We start from the raw sequence: 17161 nt of genomic DNA on the forward strand, positions 1-17161 counted from the left end.
TTATCCTTGATGAAAGAACAGCGTGTTCGGCGGATTTGTTCGCTTCCTGAAAATACGAAATTTTCGGCAATTCCACCACGACAAACAACCGCCAGTGGCCTCCATGACCGGTTTTGGGGCCTTTACGACCGCAATCCTATGTTTTTCGTTTCGATTTCTTTGCTGTACACAACCTGCTTTTTCCCTATATTTGCGCTCCTTTTCTCTTCATCACCAATACAGCATCCGAATTGTTGATCCACTACGACCAACAATTCAATAATTCAATAATTTCCCACTGTATGAACGTATTGAAATTTGGCGGAACGTCGGTAAAGTCCGTTGAGAATATTAAAAAAGTCATTGCCATCATTCTTAACCACCGCCAGAACGGGGATACCATCGGAGCCGTCGTGTTGTCGGCCATGAGCGGGGTCACCAACCAGTTGATTGAAATCGGCCGGATGGCTGCCACCAACAACCCCGATTACCTGGAACTGATTCGGGGCATTGAAGACCGCCATTTCAACGTCATCAAGGGATTAATTCCGATTAAAGAACAAAGTAAGGTGTTCGGCAAGGTTCGCGGCACGGTCAACGAACTGGAGGATCTGCTGCGGGGCGTGTCGCTCATTCGAGAGTTGTCGGACCGGACGATGGACCTGGTCATGAGCTTCGGCGAACGACTTTCGTGCCTGGTCATCAGCGAATGCCTGAAAAGCAAAGGCGTTCCGGCCCGGTTTTGCGACGCCCGCGAACTCATCAAAACCAACGCCCAGTTCAGCATGGCGGACGTCGATGAAACAACGACCAACCAGTTGATTCGGGAGTATTTTTCAACCATTGCATCGGACTTGCCCATTGTCACCGGTTTTATCGGCTCCACCGCCAACAACGAAACCACCACGCTGGGCCGGGGCGGTTCCGATTACACGGCATCCATTCTGGGTGCCGCCCTGAACGCCGACTTCATCGACATCTGGACTGATGTGGACGGCATGATGACCGCCGACCCGCGCAAGGTGCCGAATGCCTTCAACATTCCGACCATTACGTACGCGGAAGCGATGGAACTGAGCCACTTCGGGGCCAAAGTGATCTATCCGCCCACGCTGCAACCGGCTTTTTCCAAAAACATCCCGATCCGGATTCTGAATACCTTCAACGCCAGTCACGAAGGCACGGTAATCAGCCGCACCGCCGACCGGCGCGATTTTACGATTACCGGGATCTCATCCATCGACGACATTGTACTGGTCAACATCCAGGGCAGCGGGATGATCGGCGTCGCCGGGGTTTCGGCCAAGCTGTTCAGCACGCTGGCGCATTACAAAATCAGTGTCATTCTGATTTCGCAGGCGTCGTCGGAACACTCCATCTGTTTTGCCATCGAACCCCGCAACGCCGAGCGTGTCCGCGACATTCTGGAAGCGGAATTTGCGACCGAAATTGCCCACGGTCACGTCGATTACATCGGTATTGAAAAAGACCTGTCGATCATTGCCACGGTGGGCGAAGGCATGAAAAAGAGTTCGGGGATTGCCGGGAAGCTCTTTTCGGTTTTGGGCAAAAACGGGGTCAACATCATTGCCATTGCGCAGGGGTCGTCGGAAATCAACATTTCGGTGGTGATCAACAAAAACAACCTGTCGAAAGCGCTCAATGCGATGCACAACGTCTTTTTCCAGTCCGAAGCCCGGATTCTCAACCTCTATCTGGTTGGGGCGGGATTGATTGGCCGTACGTTGCTGCAACAGATTGAATCCCAATACGCGTTTCTGCGGAACGAAAAGCTGCTCCGGATTTGCCTCGTTGGCGTGTCTAATACGAAGAAAATGCTGCTCGATCCCAAAGGCATCGACCTGACCACCTGGCAGGACCGGCTGGCCAACGAGGGCGTAACAACCTCATTACCAGCCTTTGTTGAGAAGCTGAAAGATTATAACCTGCCCAACAGCGTGTTCATCGACTGTACGGCGGATAAGGACATTCCGTTATTTTACGAACCGTTGCTCAACGCCAACGTGTCGATTGTCACCCCGAACAAAGTGGCCAATTCCGGGCCGTATGCCGAATACAAGCGGTTGCAGCGGGCGGCTGTTCGGCGGGGCGTCAAATTCCTGTATGAAACCAACGTGGGCGCGGGATTGCCGATCATCAACACCTTGCAGGGCCTGATGACGTCCGGTGATCGGTTTCTGAAAATCGAAGCCATTTTATCCGGGACTTTATCCTATATTTTCAACAATTTCAGACCCGGCGTCTCCTTTGCCACCATCGTGAAGGAAGCCAAGGAAAAAGGATTTACCGAACCCGACCCGCGCGAAGACCTGAGTGGCATGGACGTGGGCCGGAAAATCCTGATTCTGGCCCGAGAAGCCGGTTTTGAACTGGAACCGTCCGACGTTACCATCAACAATCTGTTGCCCGAAAGCTGCATCACAGCGCCGAGCATTCCGGCATTTTTCGAAGAGTTGGAGCACAATCATGCGTATTTTGATAACCTGCTTTTGGGAGCGGAAGGCCGCAACGAAAAGCTGCGGTATGTCGCTACGTTTGAAAACGGGAAAGTGACCATTGAACTGCGGTCGGTCGGTTTCGACCATCCGTTTTACTCGCTTTCGGGTGCCGACAACATCATCTCGTTTACGACCGAGCGGTACAAAGAACGCCCACTCGTGATCAAAGGCCCCGGTGCGGGCGCGGAAGTGACGGCCACAGGCGTGTTTGCGGATGTGGTCAGCATTGGAAGTTACCTGGCGTGAACCACACGCCCATAGAATTTGTATAGATAGACAAAAGATTGGGATTGCCACGGTAATCCCTTACAGACTGTGGATTCAATAAAAGTATTTGCCCCTGCGACCGTCGCGAATGTTGCCTGCGGTTTTGACATTTTCGGTTTTGCCGTCGATAGTCCCGGCGACGAAATCATCGTCCGGAAAAGCAATTTGCCGGGCGTTCGAATTAAAGCCATCGTTGGCGATGAAGGCCGGTTGCCGAAGGAGGCCGAACGCAACACCGCCGGTATTGCCATTCAGACGTACCTGAAACACATCGAATCGGACCAGGGACTGGAACTGATTCTGCATAAGAAAATGCCGCTCGGCAGCGGTTTGGGTTCCAGCGCGGCCAGTGCCGTTGCGGGTGTGTTTGCCATCAATGAGTTGCTGGGCCGACCGCTCAAGCAAATCGACCTCCTACCCTTTGCCATGGAGGGCGAACGTCTGGCCTGTGGTTCGGCCCACGCCGACAATGTAGCGCCCTCGCTGATGGGCGGGTTTGTGGTCATCCGGAGCTACAACCCGCTGGATATCATCACCATCAATACCCCGGCGCAACTCTTCGCCACCATTGTTCACCCGGAAATTGAAGTTAATACGAAAGACGCCCGGCACATTCTGAAAAATGAGGTGTCGATGAAAAACACCATCATTCAAATGGGCAACGTCGCCGGGCTGATTGCGGGATTGATGAAACCCGACTACGATCTGATTGGCCGTTCGATGGTCGATGTCATTATTGAACCGATTCGCGCCATCCTCATCCCCGAATTCAGCGAAGTAAAGCAAGCCGCCCTCGATGCCGGCGCCCTCGGTTGCAGCATTTCCGGCTCCGGCCCATCCATGTTTGCCCTCAGCCGTGACCAACCCACGGCGTTGCGGGTTGGCAACAGCATGCAGGCCGCCTTTCATTCGGTCGGCATCGGCAGTGAATTGTATGTTTCCGGAATCAATCAGGAAGGTCCAAAGGTGCTTGGATAATTGCAAAATTGGAATAATATTTGCACATACAACCTTATCACTCCAGGTCAAACCGTCCGGGCCAGTCATCGTTGATTGTATGAATCCGTGATCCGGCTAAATCCGCAAGGGTTAACGGGTCAGTCGTCGCTATCCCAGACCGGGAATAGAGGGCTTTCCTGTCGCCTGTAGTGCTCAATGAAACGTGGAATCTTTTTTCAATGAGACATGATAAGAGCGCTACTCCTGATTCTTTTTCTTCCGCTTTTTGCCTTTAGTCAGCCCGTTATTGAAACCCGGCCCAGCCATTTTTTTGCAGAAATAGGCGGTTTTTATTCCTCCTCCCGGCAAACCCCATTCTGGCTGCGAACCAATCAATACGGCATCGTTCCCACGACTCTACCGTATGCAACCGTTCGGGCGGGCGTTCGGCAGGATTACCGGTATTACCCCCTGACCGACATTACCTCGCCCATCCGTCGGGATCGTTTTGGCATTGGCTATGGTTTTGAAGTCGTTTCAAATTTGGATGCTCAAGCAAAAAATTCATTTTTAATTCCTGAAGCGTATGTTAAAATTCGCGCCGGCGCCTTTGAAATCATGGCAGGACGCCGACGCGAAGTGGTCGGTTTAGTCGATTCAACCCTCAGTTCGGGTTCATATAGCTGGTCGGGTAACGCCCTGCCCCTGCCCAGAATCCAGATCAGCCTGCCCCACTACACACCCATCGGCTTTACCAAAGGGCTTCTTTCTTTCCGGGGCAATTTCGCCCACGGCTGGTTTGGTAGCCAGCGCAAGGTTCAGCATTATTTTCTCCACCAGAAATCGTTCTACGGACGGCTGGGAAAACCGCGCTGGCCGGTCAAATTCTACGCCGGTTTCAATCACCAGGCCCAATGGGGGGGCGTCACCGATCAGTTGCCGGAATCCATTGTCAAAAATGGTCATTTCCCCGCCAGCCTGCAGGACTACCTTTTCGTGACGGTGGGCAACAGCCTCGGGCGTCTGTCGGATGTCGACACGACCCACTACAGCAAATTCGACCGGGAAAATCGGGTGGGCAATCACTTGGGCACCATTGATATAGGAATAGAATTCTGTTCGCGCCGAACGTCTGTTTTGTTGTATCACCAGAGTGTCTACGAAGACGGTTCGCTCTATTACCTGACGAACCTCGAAGATGGCCTGACGGGCATCCGGTTCCGGAATCTGAAACCGGCCTCATTCGGTCTACGCATTACCGGTGCCGTTGTGGAGTTATTGTACACAAAAAGCCAGGGCGGGGGCGTATTTGACGATGGGAATAAATTCCGGGGAAAGGATAATTACTTCAATCATACGCAGTACCAGGACGGCTGGTCGTATTTTGGTCGCGGCATCGGCACGCCTTTCATCACACCGGTGACCGACACCCGTCCCAATCTGTCGCCCTACGGTTTTTTCAGCAACAACCGCGTTCGGGTGTATCACACTGGTATTCAGGGAAATTTCGCCCGAAACTGCCAGTTTCAGTTCAAATTTTCTTACAGTGAAAATTATGGCACCTACGATTTTCCGTTCGCTGAAACCCTCCGGCAGTTTTCGTCCGTCATGTCACTCGATCTGCCGGTGAATCAGCGGGGACTGCTGGTCACGTTCTCCGCAGCCGCCGATCAGGGCGATTTGTTTGAAAACCGCAGTGGCGTCTATGCCGGTATTCGCAAAACGTGGGATTATTACAAATACCGGGTTCGGAAGTAGTACTAGGTTTTCGGTATACGGTTTTCAGTTTACGGTGGCTGACGCATGCTTGCTAACGCGTTCTTATATAATGCGTCAGCCACCGTAAACTAAAAACCGTATACTGAAAACCGACTAATCCTCCGGAAAAGGGATGAAGATGAAACCGGCAAAGTCGCCGTCGACGACGAAGAGGCAGCAATATTCGTCGGGATTTTTATAACTTTCCTTGAACACATCGACCGACTCCTCCGCCACCAGTTTCCGCTGCACAAACTCATCGAGCAACGACGCCCGATAGCTCCACGCATTGGCCGCCAGTTCGTTCGGCCCGAGCAGCAACTGACCGATATCCACCGGCCGACGGGATACGACAAAAATGGGATTCTCGGTAAACCCGCGTTTTCGAATGACGTACGACGCTTCGCGCAGGGTATCCGACACTTTCACAAAATCCGTCGAAACCGCACTCATCAGCTTCCGGTTGACATCCGGCGAATTGGCGTCGTCCAGCAGAAAGTTTTCGTTGCTATTATTGATCATGTTTTTACGGTTTACGGTTTTCAGTTTTTGGTATACGGTGGCTGACGCGAAAGAGTGGATGCATCAGCCACCGTATACCGAAAACTGTGAACCGTAAACAATTTAAATTCTGGCAGCCAGCAACAGACTCAGGTCTTTGTACCGCATGTTAAATTTTTTAGCGATGTAGGCATTGGTTAACAGCCCGTTATGACTGTAAACGCCCTTCATGAACCAGCGATTGGCGAACATCATTTCTTCAATGCCACCGATGGTCCCGGTTTTCAGGAGGAACGGCAGAAAAATGTTACTTAGAGCCAGACTGGCCGTATGAGCCACCCGCGAGGCAATGTTCGGCACACAATAATGAATGACGTTCTGGTATTTATACGTCGGCTCTTTGTGCGTCGTCATTTTGGACGTTTCAAAATTGCCGCCCTGATCGATGGAGACATCGATAATTACCGCGTCGAGTTTCATGCGCGAAACCATCTCCTGCGTCACCACAATCGGACTCAAACCGTCTTCCGCCCGCATGGCCCCAATCACCACATCGGCCCTTTGAATGGCTTCAGAGAGCGTATCGGTTTCAATGATCGAGGTATAGATATGCTGTCCAATGGCGTATTTCAGCCGCTGGAGTTTGTAGATGTGTTTGTCGAAAATCTTGATTTCGGCACCCAGTCCCAGCGCCGTCCGGGCTGCGTATTCGGCCACGGTTCCGGCTCCGAGAATCACCACTTTGGTTGGGGGAACGCCTGTAATCCCGCCCAGAATTACCCCCCGGCCGTTGTTGGCACTGCTCAGGTATTCACCCGCAATCAGCATGACGGTGCTGCCTGCAATCTCGCTCATCGCCCGGATGATCGGCATGCCGCCCACTTTATCCTCGATGTATTCGTAGCCCAGCGCGGTGATTTTTTTGCTGTTCAGCCGCTCGAAGTATTTCTTCTCGTGGTTGGGCAGGTTGACCGCCGAAATGAGGGTGCTGCCGGTTTTGATGTAGTCAAATTCCTGATCGACCAGCGGTTCCACTTTCAGAATCAGGTTCGCGTCGTAGACCTCTTTGGCCGAGGGCATAATTTGTGCTCCGGCTTCGCTATAGTCGTTATCGGAGAATTTTGCGCCCGCGCCCGCGCCTTTTTCAATAAGAACGTCGTGGCCGTGGCGCACCAGAATGGTGACCGCTTCGGGCGTCAGGGCAATCCGGTTTTCCTGTAGGGAGACCTCTTTGGGCATCCCAATCATGAGACTGCCATTGTGCTTCTTAACAGCGGCAGGAGCTTCCTGCGGATAAAGTGCCGTTTGTTTTGCTAATTGTTCAAACCCAGTCACTATAAACGGGATTTATGAATTTCGAACTGCGAATGACGCATTCCCCGGTGGAGATGGTTTCACCGAAAACCGCCCGAAAGCGTTGCGCCCCGTTGTTCTTAATCCGTCATTTTTGTCAATTGGTTTCCAGTATTCGTTCGCCTTCTTCCACCCGGAGGTGAAGGGTCCAGGCGTCGGGGGGTAACAAACCGGCAATTCGTTCCGGCCACTCGATGAAACAGCGTTCTCCTGAGTCGATGTACTCTTCGAGACCACTGTCCAGGGCTTCCTCTTCATTGCGAAGCCGGTAACAATCAAAATGATAGACCGGTTCACCTGAATCTGTAATGTATTCATTCACAATCGAAAAGGTTGGACTTTGGACCGTGGTCTCAACGCCCAGACGCCGACAGATTGCTTTAATCAAGGTCGTCTTTCCCGCACCCATCTCACCATCGAACAGCCAGACCGAATGCGATCGCCCGGCGTCGATCAATTGTCCGGCAACGGCATCCAGTTCAGCAAGGCTTTGAAAGCGGAGGATCATTCTTTTTACTTAATTCCAATTTCAAAGATAATACTTTTCTTGGTCTCCTACAGGCCGTTATCGACCCGGTAGGTGGGACAAATTTGACCATTGGCTCAATTTATCCAGTTGACCTTCTGGACAAAATTAGTCATCTTCGGCCCTCAACTCTTGATTTGTCATTCGTATGTCCCGCACTATTCAGGTTGGATTAATCGGTTTCGGACTATCGGGCCGGTATTTTCACGCGCCTTTCCTAACCGTTAACCCGCATTTCAAACTGGTCAAAGTGGTGGAACGTCACCGCAATGAAGCCGAAGCTTTCGACTCAAGCATTCAAACCGTCCGCAGTCACGAAGACTTGCTGGCCGATCCGGCCATCGACCTCATTATTGTCGGCTCGCCCAACGACACTCACTTTTCGTACGCCAAAGCCGCTCTTGAAGCCGGAAAGCATGTATTGATTGAAAAACCGTTTGCCAACAGCCTCGAACAAGCCCGCGAATTGCTGGATCTGGCGAAACAGAAAGGGCTCGTGGCCATTCCGTACCAGAACCGGCGATACGATGCCGATTTCCTGACCATTCAGCAGGTGTTGCGGGGAAATCAGTTGGGCGAAGTCGTGGAATACGAATGCCGCTACGACCGGTATCGGCCGGATATTCTGGATAGCTGGAAAGAAAAAGATCCCGAAGGCGGTGGAAACCTCTTTAACTTAGGCCCTCACCTGATCGACCAGGCTATTGCGCTGTTTGGCATTCCGCAAGCCGTTTCGGGCGATGTTCGCATCATTCGGAAAGGCGGTATTCTGGATGATTATTTTGACGTGAAATTATTCTATGTCGACAAACGCGTCATTCTGAAATCGTCGATGCTGGCGGTCGACAACAGCCTGCGTTACATCATTCACGGCACCAAAGGCTCATTTATCAAACACGGTCTGGACATTCAGGAAGAAACCCAGCGCAAAAATATTCTGCCCGACACCCCGGATTGGGGCGCCGAACCCGAAAGCCAGTACGGTACGCTCACCACCCCCAATGCCCGGTTTACGTTCCCGAGCCAGCCGGGCAATTACCACCATTTCTACGACAATCTGTACCGGGCCATCGTCGGCGAAATTCCGCAGGAAGTAACCCCGGAACAAGCCCTCGCGGTCATGCGGATTATTGAGCTGGCTGGGGAAAGCAGCCGGACGAAGGCGGTTTTGGCATTTTAACGTACAGACCGACGAACTGCCTGACGTTCAGAAGCTGTTTGAATGAAGGCCAGAGGCCTGTCCTGTCAATAGACAATAGCACCCATCAGCTCGTGGTAGCTATTGTCTATTAACAGACTGCCCTTCCAGGGCTCTCCCCGGTTAATTAGAACAACCGATCACTCCAGATTCAAATCCGTCATCACCGACTGGACTTTCTTCTTCAACTGATCGTACACCGCATCGAACTCTTCCTTGCTTTTCAGGGGTTCGTTGACGCTCACGTAAAATTTAATTTTCGGCTCGGTTCCTGATGGGCGGGCCGATACTTTCGTTCCGTCGGCGGTGAAAAACTGCAACACGTTCGACGACTCGATGCCCATTTTCCCGGCTTCAATGGCGGTTTTTTCGCCGGTTGTCAGATCGGTTCGCTCCAGACTCGCGTAGTCATCGACCCGCAAAACCGGTGACCCGGCAATCTGTTTTGGCGGATTGGCCCGGAAGTCGGCCATCATCTGCTGGATTTCTTCGGCCCCGGTTTTTCCTTTTTTCGTCAGTGAAATCAGGCCTTCGTAATAGAAGCCAAACTTCTGATACATCTCCATCAACAGGTCGAACAGGCTCAGCCCTTTGTCTTTGGCATAAGCCGTCAGCTCGGCAATCATGGCACAGGAAGCAATGGCGTCTTTATCCCGGACAAAATCCCCGATCAGGTAGCCGTAACTTTCTTCGCCCCCGCCGATGAACTGCTGCTGACCTTCCAGTTCGCGGATAATCTGCGCGATGTATTTAAAACCGGTCAGGGTGTTGTAGCAGTAAACGCCGTATTGATCGCACATCTTGTCGATGAGGTCGGTCGTCACGATGGTTTTGGCAACAAACTCTTTGCCGGTCAGTTTGCCGTTGTCTTTCCAGGCCTGGAGCAAATAATAGATGATCAGGCTGGCCATCTGGTTGCCGTTCAGCAACTCAAACTGACCGTGGTGGTTGCGGGCACCCGAACCCACGCGGTCGGCATCGGGGTCGGTGGCCATGATCAGGTCCGCATTGATCGCTTCGGCTTTTTCCAGCGCCAGCCGCATGGCGTCGCGTTCTTCGGGGTTCGGCGATTTCACCGTCGGAAAATTGCCATCCGGTTCGGCCTGCTCCTCCACGATGTTCACGTTGGTAAAACCGAGGGCTTTCAGCACGCGCGGAACCAGCGTAATACCCGTCCCGTGGATGGGCGTAAAAACGATGTTCAGGTCTTTCTGCCGCGCAATCACATCCGGATTGATGGAGTTCGACTTGATCCGTTCGACATATACGCTGTCGATTTCTTCGTCGATCAGGTGAATTTTCTCTGGAACGCCGTCAAATTTCACGTCGTCGATCGACGTGATTTTATTGACTTCGGTGATGATGTTTTTATCGTGGGGCGCCACCACCTGGCCACCGTCGTTCCAGTACGCTTTGTAGCCATTGTATTCCGGCGGGTTGTGCGACGCCGTTACGACGATCCCGCTCTGACAACCCAACTGGCGAATGGCAAACGACAACTCCGGCGTGGGGCGCAACGCGCTGAATAAGTACACTTCGATGCCATTGGCCGAGAAAATATCCGCCACAATCCGGGCAAACTCCGGACTCATCCGGCGGCTGTCGTGGGCAATCGCTACTTTGATGTCAATGTCAGGAAAAGCCGCGTTCAGGTAATTCGCCAGCCCCTGCGTAGCCGCGCCGACCGTGTAGCGGTTCATGCGGTTGGAACCCACGCCGATGACGCCCCGCAAACCGCCGGTACCAAATTCCAGGTTTTTATAGAACGAATCGGTCAGTTCGGTCGATTCGTTATTATCCAGCAATTTTTGAATCGCTGCTTTGGTTTCGGAGTCATAATTGCCGTTGAGCCAATGGTCGATGGTAGCCTGGGTTGCAGAATCAATTGCAGTTGTCATAAAGATATTGAGTGTTAAATCGGCTGCCAATTTACAGTTCTAAATGAAGGAGTCAAATCCTTTTGGTAAAAGGTTTTAAAACCGTAAACTATTGGACAAAACAGGCCTGAAACAGACCTCCTTTATTTCCACCCACCACCCAGCGCCCGGTACGCATTGACCATGGCGTTCATTTGCCGCATCCGCGTTTCGATCAGCTCCATTCTGGATTCCAGCACATCCCGCTGCGTCAGCAATACTTCCATATAATCGGCCCGGGCTGAGGTAAATAACCGGAGTGATATGCCTGTCGACTGGGTCAACGCCTGCACCTGGTTATTTTTTGTACTGTAACTTTTTTCCAGGTTATCGATGGCCGACAACTGATTGGCTACCTCGATGTAGGCATTCAGAACCGTTTTTTCGTACTGGTAAACCGCCTGAATTTGCTTGGCGTTTGCATTTTTGTACATCGCCGTAATGGCATTCTTGTTGATGACCGGACCGACCAAATCCCCAATCAGCGAGGCAATCAATGATTCCGGCGTATTCACCAGATAAATCGGATTAAAGGCCATCAAACCCAGCGAAGCGGAAAGGTGCAACGAGGGATAGAAGTTGGCCCGGGCCACACTGACATCGAGTTTGGCAGCCTCCAGTTGGTGTTCGGCCTGTCTGATATCGGGCCGGTTTTCCAGCAATTGCGAGGGGGCACCCGCATACATTTTGGTTGGACTTAACTCGTTAAAACTCACAGAACTTCGCTGAATCCGCTGCGGAAACCGGCCCACGAGGAAATTGATCCGGTTTTCCGTTTCAACAATCTTTTGCTGAACGTCATACTGAAGATTCTGCGTTTTATACACCTCGGCCTCAAACCGGCGAACCGCCAGTTCGGTCACTTTGGCCGCTTCTTTCTGCTGCTTGATGATCGACAGGGCGTTGGTCAGAATATCGATGTTCCGTTTGATGATTTCCAACTGATTATCATACGCCATCAGCTCATAATACGAGTTGGCGATCTCGGCCACCAGATTCGTCACCTGGAAATTCCGGCCTTCAATGGACGCCAGATAGTTGAAAACCGCTACTTTCCGGGCGTTCCGCAGTTTATGCCAGATATCGACTTCCCAACTGGCAAAGGCACCAACGTAGGTGTTTGGTAACACATCGGGCGTGTGCCGCCCCGGTTTTATATCGGTTACGGCATCAGCGGCCCCTTGGCTGGTGTAGCGGGAGACCTTTTCGACGCCGGAGCCACCGCCCACCGTGACGAACGGCAGATACTCTCCTTTGCGGGCCATGATTTCGTTGTTGGACACCGCAATTTCCTGAAGCGTAATATTTAATTCCTGGTTGTTATACAGGGCCGTATCGATCAGGGCCGCCAGATTGGGGTCGGTAAAATACGCCTTCCAGCTTGTCTTTGCCGTGTTGGTCGAGTCCGACGAATTATTGTAATTCGTCGGTACGGTTTTATTTTCGGCTTTCGGAACCAGGCGGGGAACGCTACAGCCGCTATTGAGCAGGGTAAGAATCGTTATCCCTACGCAGGCTACTCGTTGTCTATTTCTCATTGATTTCACTTTCTTCAGGTTGTGGAAACTGGTCTACGGAATGGACGAATACGTCGGTCAGCGAATCTTCTTCTTCCCCTTTAATCAGCTTACGGCCATCGGCCAGATTGCCGAATATAAAGTACAGTCCGGGGATGATGATGACCCCGAAAATGGTTCCGAACAACATCCCACCCATCGCCGAGGCACCAATGGTACGGTTTCCAATCGCTCCGGCACCGGTCGCGCTGATCAACGGGATCAGACCGGCCACAAAGGCGAAGGAGGTCATCAGAATCGGGCGGAAACGAACCTTGGCTCCTTCAATGGCTGCGTTCAGAATGGTTTCGCCCTGCTGCCGCTTCTGAACGGCAAATTCGACGATCAGTACGGCATTTTTACCCAACAGACCGACCAGCATGATGAGCCCGATCTGGGCGTAGATGTTGTTTTCCAGCCCCATCAGTTTGAGCAGCAAAAACGACCCGAAGACCCCAACCGGCAGCGAGAACACGACAGCCAGCGGAATGATGAAACTTTCGTACTGCGCGGCCAGCACAAAGTAGACGAAGGCCAACACAATCAGGAACACATACAGCGACTCATTGCCCCGGCTCGCTTCGTCGTAGGAAAGGCCCTCAAAAGCAATGTCATAACCTCTGGGCAATGTCTTGGCAGCCACTTCCCGAATGGCCTGAATGGCATCGGCGGTGGTGTACCCGTTGGCCGGAAGACCCTGAATGGCGGCTGAATTATACAGGTTGAATCGGGTAATTTCATTCGGTCCCTGGCCTTTTTTAAGCTTCATGAAGGCTGAATAAGGCACCATTTCGCCCGCGTCGTTTTTGACAAAAAGCTTTAAAAGATCGGTTGGAAGCCTTCGGTACAGCGGATCCGACTGCACATAGACCTTGAAGAACTGGTTAAACTTGATAAACCCCTGCTCGTAGGTACTACCGATCATGATGTTGAGGTTGTCCATCGCTTTACCGATCGACACGCCTTTCTGCATGGCCAGCTTGTTGTCGATCTCCAGTTCGTATTGCGGATAGTTCGCGGCAAAGAAGGTGAACAAGCCGGTCAGCTCTTTCCGCTTGCCCAGGTTATCCATGAATTCCTTGTTGATTTTATCAAACTCGCGGTAATCCGTATCCGTGGTTTTGTCCAGTAAACGCATGGAAAAACCGCCGGACGTACCGAAACCGGGGATGGCCGGTGGTTCAAAGAACTCTACCACGGCCCCAAGCCCCCTTGTCTTCCCTTCCAGTTCTTCCATGATTTCCTTCACGTTTTTCTCGCGGTCCGACCACGGTTTCAGGTTGATCAGACAGGTACCGGCATTGGAGCCGCGTCCTTCGGTCATGATCTCATAACCGGCCAGTGAAGACACCGATTCGATGCCCGGAACTTCTTCGCAAATTTTCTGAAGCCGCCGGGAAACCTCGTTGGTTTTTTCCAGCGTCGAACCGGGAGGAGTCTGGATAATCGCGTAAATCGTACTCTGGTCTTCGTTCGGAATAAAACCGGCGGGCAGAATTTTATTTACGTAAAGTATTCCAAAACAGAAAGCCAGTAATACGCCCCAGGTAACCACTCTCCGGCTGACGATTGATTTTAACAGGCCAACGTATCGTCCGGTCACTTTATCAAAGCCCCGGTTGAAACCGTCAAGGGCTTTGGTGAGCAGGTTTTTCTTCCGGGCGGGCTGTCCGTGGTGGTTTTTTAACAACATGGCGCACAAAACCGGGGTAAGCGTCAGGGCGATCAGAGCTGAAATCACAATGGAGCTGGCCATCGTGATGGAGAACTGCCGGTAAAAAGTCCCCACCGGACCCGACATAAAGGAGATGGGCAGGAATACCGACACCATAACCGCCGTGATGGCGATAATCGCCCCGCTAATCTCACCAAGCACTTTCTTGACTGCGGCATACGGGGATAGATGCGGCTCTTCTTCCATCTTGGCGTGAACTGCTTCCACCACCACAATCGCGTCATCCACCACAATACCGATGGCCAGCACGAGAGCGAAGAGCGTAATTAAGTTGATGGATAGCCCAAACGCCTGAATCACAAAGAATGCCCCGATCAGGGAAACCGGAACGGCCAGAATTGGGATCAGGGTCGAACGCCAGTCACCCAGAAAGATGAAAACAACCAGCGCAACCAGAATAAACGCGTCCCGCAGCGTATCGATGACCTGCTCGATGGACGCGTCCAGAAAGTTTGACACATCATAGCTGATTTTGTAATCCACGCCCGGTGGGAAGGATTCTTTCATGACGTCGAGCTTCTCTTTTACCTCCTCGATGACGTCACTGGCGTTGCTCCCGTAGTTTTGCCGCAACACAATGGCAGCCGATGGCTTGCCATCCAGGTTGGAATAGATGTCGAAGAACTCGCTTCCCAACTCCACTTTGGCAATGTCTTTCAAGTGGATACTTTCACCGGCTGAATTGGCCCGGATGATGATGTCTTCATACTCTTTGGGGTCGCTATACCGTCCTTTATACGTGAGCACGTATTCCAGCGACTGGGCCGCAATACCGGAGCTTTGCCCAATCCGGCCCGGTCGGCCGATGATGCTTTGCTCCCCGATGGCCTTCATCACTTCTTCGGTGGAAATCTTGTAGGCCCGCATGCGGTCCGGGTTGAGCCAGATGCGCATTGCATACCGACGACTCCCCAATATCTGCGCCCGGGCGACCCCCTTGGTCCGCTGAATTTCGGGGATCATTTTAACAGTCGCGTAGTTGAACAGGAATTTCTCGTCGATACTTTTATCCTTGGAATAGAGGTTGACGTACATCAACATACTGGGCTGAACCGGCGAAATAATAACCCCCTCCCGCTGAACGAGTTCTGGGAGAAGCGGCATAACCTGATCCACCCGGGTTTTCACCCGGATAACGGCGACATTGGGGTCCGTCCCTGGTTCAAAAATAATCCGGAGCGTCGCTTCCCCGGCACTGGTGGCATCGGTGGCAATATACCGCATATCCTGGACACCGTTGATGGCCTGTTCCAGCGTAATCAGCGTGGATTTTACCAGTACATCGGCACTGGAACCGGGATACGCAATGAAAATATTGACGGTGGTGGGGGCAATATCCGGGAATTGGGAAATCGGTAACTTCTCAATAGCCAGGATGCCGATGAAGACGATCATGATCGAAATCACAATCGCAAATACGGGTCTGCGGATGAATTGATTGAACATATCTTTGCAGGTTGGAAAACCGGTTTATTCGGCGTAGAGGCTTAACTTGGACAAAACCGAATCAGGCTGCACGAAGGTGTAGTGGATTTTTTCGTTTTCTTTGACCTGACGCAAGCCTTCCAGCAGGATTTTATCGTCTTTGGTCAGACCGGATTTAACCACAAAAATGTGGGGCATTTCCGCAGCTATGGTAATTTCCCGGGACCGGATCTTGCCGTCTTTATCCACCAGATAGACATATTTCTTGTCCAGAACTTCGAAAGTGGCTTTCTGCGGGATAATCAGGGCGTTTTTGAGCGGCAAGGTCATCTGGATGTTCCCGGTTTCGCCGTGCCGGAGCAGTCCTTTTGGGTTCGGGAAAGTGGCCCGGAAAGCGATATTTCCCGTTTCGTTGTTAAAATCCGCTTCGATGGTTTGAACCACGCCGGGATAATCAAACACTTGCTGATTGGCCATTAACAGGTTGACATTCTTCAGATTTTCCTGCTGGGCGTGGGTTTTGTAATTCAGGTATTCCGCTTCCGGCACATTGAAATACACCCACATTTTGCTGTTGTCAGACAGCGTAGTGAGCAAGTCGCCCTCGTCGACAAGGCTTCCCAATCGCACCTGGAAGTGGTCCATGATGCCATCGAAAGGCGCTCTCACCTCCGTAAAACCGAGGTGAATCTGCGCAACGGTGACTTCTGCTTTGGCCTTGTCTAACTTGGCTTTGGCCAGTGCCAGCTCGTTTTTCGAAACGATGTTGCTGTCGGCCAGCGATTTGGTATTTTTGTATTCCACCTCCACGAAATTGGCTTCGGCCTGGGCTTTCTGGAGTTCGGCCTGGTATTGAATCGGCAGAATCTGAAACATGAGCTGCCCCTTTTTAACCGCCTGTCCTTCGTCCACAAAGATTTTTTGCAGATAACCCCGTTCCAGGGCTCGCAATTCGATGTGCTGGATGGAATGAATCTGGGAGACGTATTCATTCGTGACGGTCGTATCGGTTTTTAAAGGGCTGGTCACCAAATACTTGGTCTCTTCCTCCTTTTCTTCTTTTTTCTCGGAACAGCCTGCCACACCCACCAGGGCACACAAACTCACGAGCATCAATAATTTATTCATAAGGATCTATTTTTTCACGTTACTGGTTTGAAGGGGATGCTGAGGAGGGACGACCTGACCCGGCGGTGCGTTGGGGCCTTGTGCTAATTGCCGAATCAGGCTGTCTTTCTGCTGGTTGGTCCGTTTGCAATCCAGAAGCTGCTGTTGCCAAACCACGAGATCGACTGGAGGAATCGAGTTGCCTAATTCATATTCGTAAATCATTCGCTGGCGACTTTGCTCATACAGCAGAAATCCATTAAACACCAGGGAGAGCGCCAGGGCCAGTCCAAAGCCGTAAAGCAAAATTGAGGGGAAAGTCCGGCGCTGCATCGCTTGTGTCTCTAGTTATTGACACAAAGCACGCTCCGTAACATTAGAA

The 17161-nt window shown here is 51.9% G+C and carries 12 protein-coding genes; 4 read left to right on the forward strand and 8 right to left on the reverse strand.

The genetic code is table 11. From position 1 onward, the window contains the following. Window positions 1–281 precede the first annotated feature (281 nt). From thrA to ACS5NO_RS16205, 3 genes are all read left to right on the forward strand, one after another. Window positions 282–2744 carry a bifunctional aspartate kinase/homoserine dehydrogenase I gene (thrA, locus tag ACS5NO_RS16195; RefSeq protein WP_439416132.1) on the forward strand — a complete coding sequence of 821 codons (2463 nt, stop codon included), beginning with the start codon at window positions 282–284 and terminating at the stop codon, window positions 2742–2744. A 69-nt stretch (window positions 2745–2813) separates the two neighbouring features. Next, entirely contained in the window at window positions 2814–3743 is a 930-nt protein-coding gene (locus ACS5NO_RS16200; RefSeq protein WP_439416133.1) for a homoserine kinase, read from the forward strand. Between the two features lie 207 nt (window positions 3744–3950). Beyond that, window positions 3951–5462: a capsule assembly Wzi family protein gene (locus ACS5NO_RS16205; protein ID WP_439416134.1), complete on the forward strand. Its 1512-nt coding sequence runs from the start codon at window positions 3951–3953 to the stop codon at window positions 5460–5462. Window positions 5463–5576: 114 nt separating this feature from the next. Here the strand turns inward: ACS5NO_RS16205 and ACS5NO_RS16210 are convergent, their stop codons facing one another. The 3 genes from ACS5NO_RS16210 to tsaE form a co-directional block, all read right to left on the reverse strand. Continuing rightward, entirely contained in the window at window positions 5577–5984 is a 408-nt protein-coding gene (locus ACS5NO_RS16210; RefSeq protein WP_439416135.1) for a hypothetical protein, read from the reverse strand. A gap of 102 nt (window positions 5985–6086) precedes the next feature. After that, a complete protein-coding gene (locus tag ACS5NO_RS16215) occupies window positions 6087–7298 on the reverse strand; it encodes an alanine dehydrogenase (protein ID WP_150880222.1) in 1212 nt (403 codons plus the stop codon). Between the two features lie 115 nt (window positions 7299–7413). Further along, window positions 7414–7824, reverse strand: coding sequence for a tRNA (adenosine(37)-N6)-threonylcarbamoyltransferase complex ATPase subunit type 1 TsaE (gene tsaE / locus ACS5NO_RS16220; protein WP_439416136.1), 411 nt, complete (start codon window positions 7822–7824; stop codon window positions 7414–7416). Between the two features lie 166 nt (window positions 7825–7990). Here tsaE and ACS5NO_RS16225 point away from each other — a divergent pair, with 166 nt between their 5' ends. Continuing rightward, window positions 7991–9022 carry an oxidoreductase gene (locus ACS5NO_RS16225; protein WP_439416137.1) on the forward strand — a complete coding sequence of 344 codons (1032 nt, stop codon included), beginning with the start codon at window positions 7991–7993 and terminating at the stop codon, window positions 9020–9022. A gap of 158 nt (window positions 9023–9180) precedes the next feature. Here the strand turns inward: ACS5NO_RS16225 and ACS5NO_RS16230 are convergent, their stop codons facing one another. The 5 genes from ACS5NO_RS16230 to ACS5NO_RS16250 form a co-directional block, all read right to left on the reverse strand. Continuing rightward, window positions 9181–10938 (reverse strand): phospho-sugar mutase, encoded by a 1758-nt coding sequence (locus ACS5NO_RS16230; protein WP_439416138.1) that lies wholly within the window; start codon window positions 10936–10938, stop codon window positions 9181–9183. Between the two features lie 122 nt (window positions 10939–11060). Then, window positions 11061–12494: a TolC family protein gene (locus ACS5NO_RS16235; RefSeq protein ID WP_439416139.1), complete on the reverse strand. Its 1434-nt coding sequence runs from the start codon at window positions 12492–12494 to the stop codon at window positions 11061–11063. Beyond that, window positions 12484–15693: an efflux RND transporter permease subunit gene (locus tag ACS5NO_RS16240; protein WP_439416140.1), complete on the reverse strand. Its 3210-nt coding sequence runs from the start codon at window positions 15691–15693 to the stop codon at window positions 12484–12486. Before ACS5NO_RS16240 ends, ACS5NO_RS16235 begins: the two co-directional genes overlap by 11 nt. Before the next feature lie 24 nt (window positions 15694–15717). Beyond that, window positions 15718–16800 (reverse strand): efflux RND transporter periplasmic adaptor subunit, encoded by a 1083-nt coding sequence (locus tag ACS5NO_RS16245; protein ID WP_439416141.1) that lies wholly within the window; start codon window positions 16798–16800, stop codon window positions 15718–15720. Between the two features lie 6 nt (window positions 16801–16806). Next, on the reverse strand, window positions 16807–17112 hold the full coding sequence (locus ACS5NO_RS16250; RefSeq protein ID WP_439416142.1) for a hypothetical protein: 306 nt from the start codon (window positions 17110–17112) through the stop codon (window positions 16807–16809). Between the last annotated feature and the right edge of the window lie 49 nt (window positions 17113–17161).

This window comes from Larkinella fluvii, assembly GCF_051857545.1.
Classification (GTDB): Bacteria; Bacteroidota; Bacteroidia; order Cytophagales; family Spirosomataceae; genus Larkinella.

Bases quoted from the DNA above. Each gene is read 5' to 3' on its own strand.
- thrA (WP_439416132.1), top strand. From the start codon at position 282: ATGAACGTATTGAAATTTGGCGGAACGTCGGTAAAGTCCGTTGAGAAT.
- ACS5NO_RS16205 (WP_439416134.1), top strand. From the start codon at position 3,951: ATGATAAGAGCGCTACTCCTGATTCTTTTTCTTCCGCTTTTTGCCTTT.
- ACS5NO_RS16210 (WP_439416135.1), bottom strand. From the start codon at position 5,984: ATGATCAATAATAGCAACGAAAACTTTCTGCTGGACGACGCCAATTCG.
- tsaE (WP_439416136.1), bottom strand. From the start codon at position 7,824: ATGATCCTCCGCTTTCAAAGCCTTGCTGAACTGGATGCCGTTGCCGGA.
- ACS5NO_RS16225 (WP_439416137.1), top strand. From the start codon at position 7,991: ATGTCCCGCACTATTCAGGTTGGATTAATCGGTTTCGGACTATCGGGC.
- ACS5NO_RS16230 (WP_439416138.1), bottom strand. From the start codon at position 10,938: ATGACAACTGCAATTGATTCTGCAACCCAGGCTACCATCGACCATTGG.
- ACS5NO_RS16235 (WP_439416139.1), bottom strand. From the start codon at position 12,494: ATGAGAAATAGACAACGAGTAGCCTGCGTAGGGATAACGATTCTTACC.
- ACS5NO_RS16240 (WP_439416140.1), bottom strand. From the start codon at position 15,693: ATGTTCAATCAATTCATCCGCAGACCCGTATTTGCGATTGTGATTTCG.
- ACS5NO_RS16245 (WP_439416141.1), bottom strand. From the start codon at position 16,800: ATGAATAAATTATTGATGCTCGTGAGTTTGTGTGCCCTGGTGGGTGTG.
- ACS5NO_RS16250 (WP_439416142.1), bottom strand. From the start codon at position 17,112: ATGCAGCGCCGGACTTTCCCCTCAATTTTGCTTTACGGCTTTGGACTG.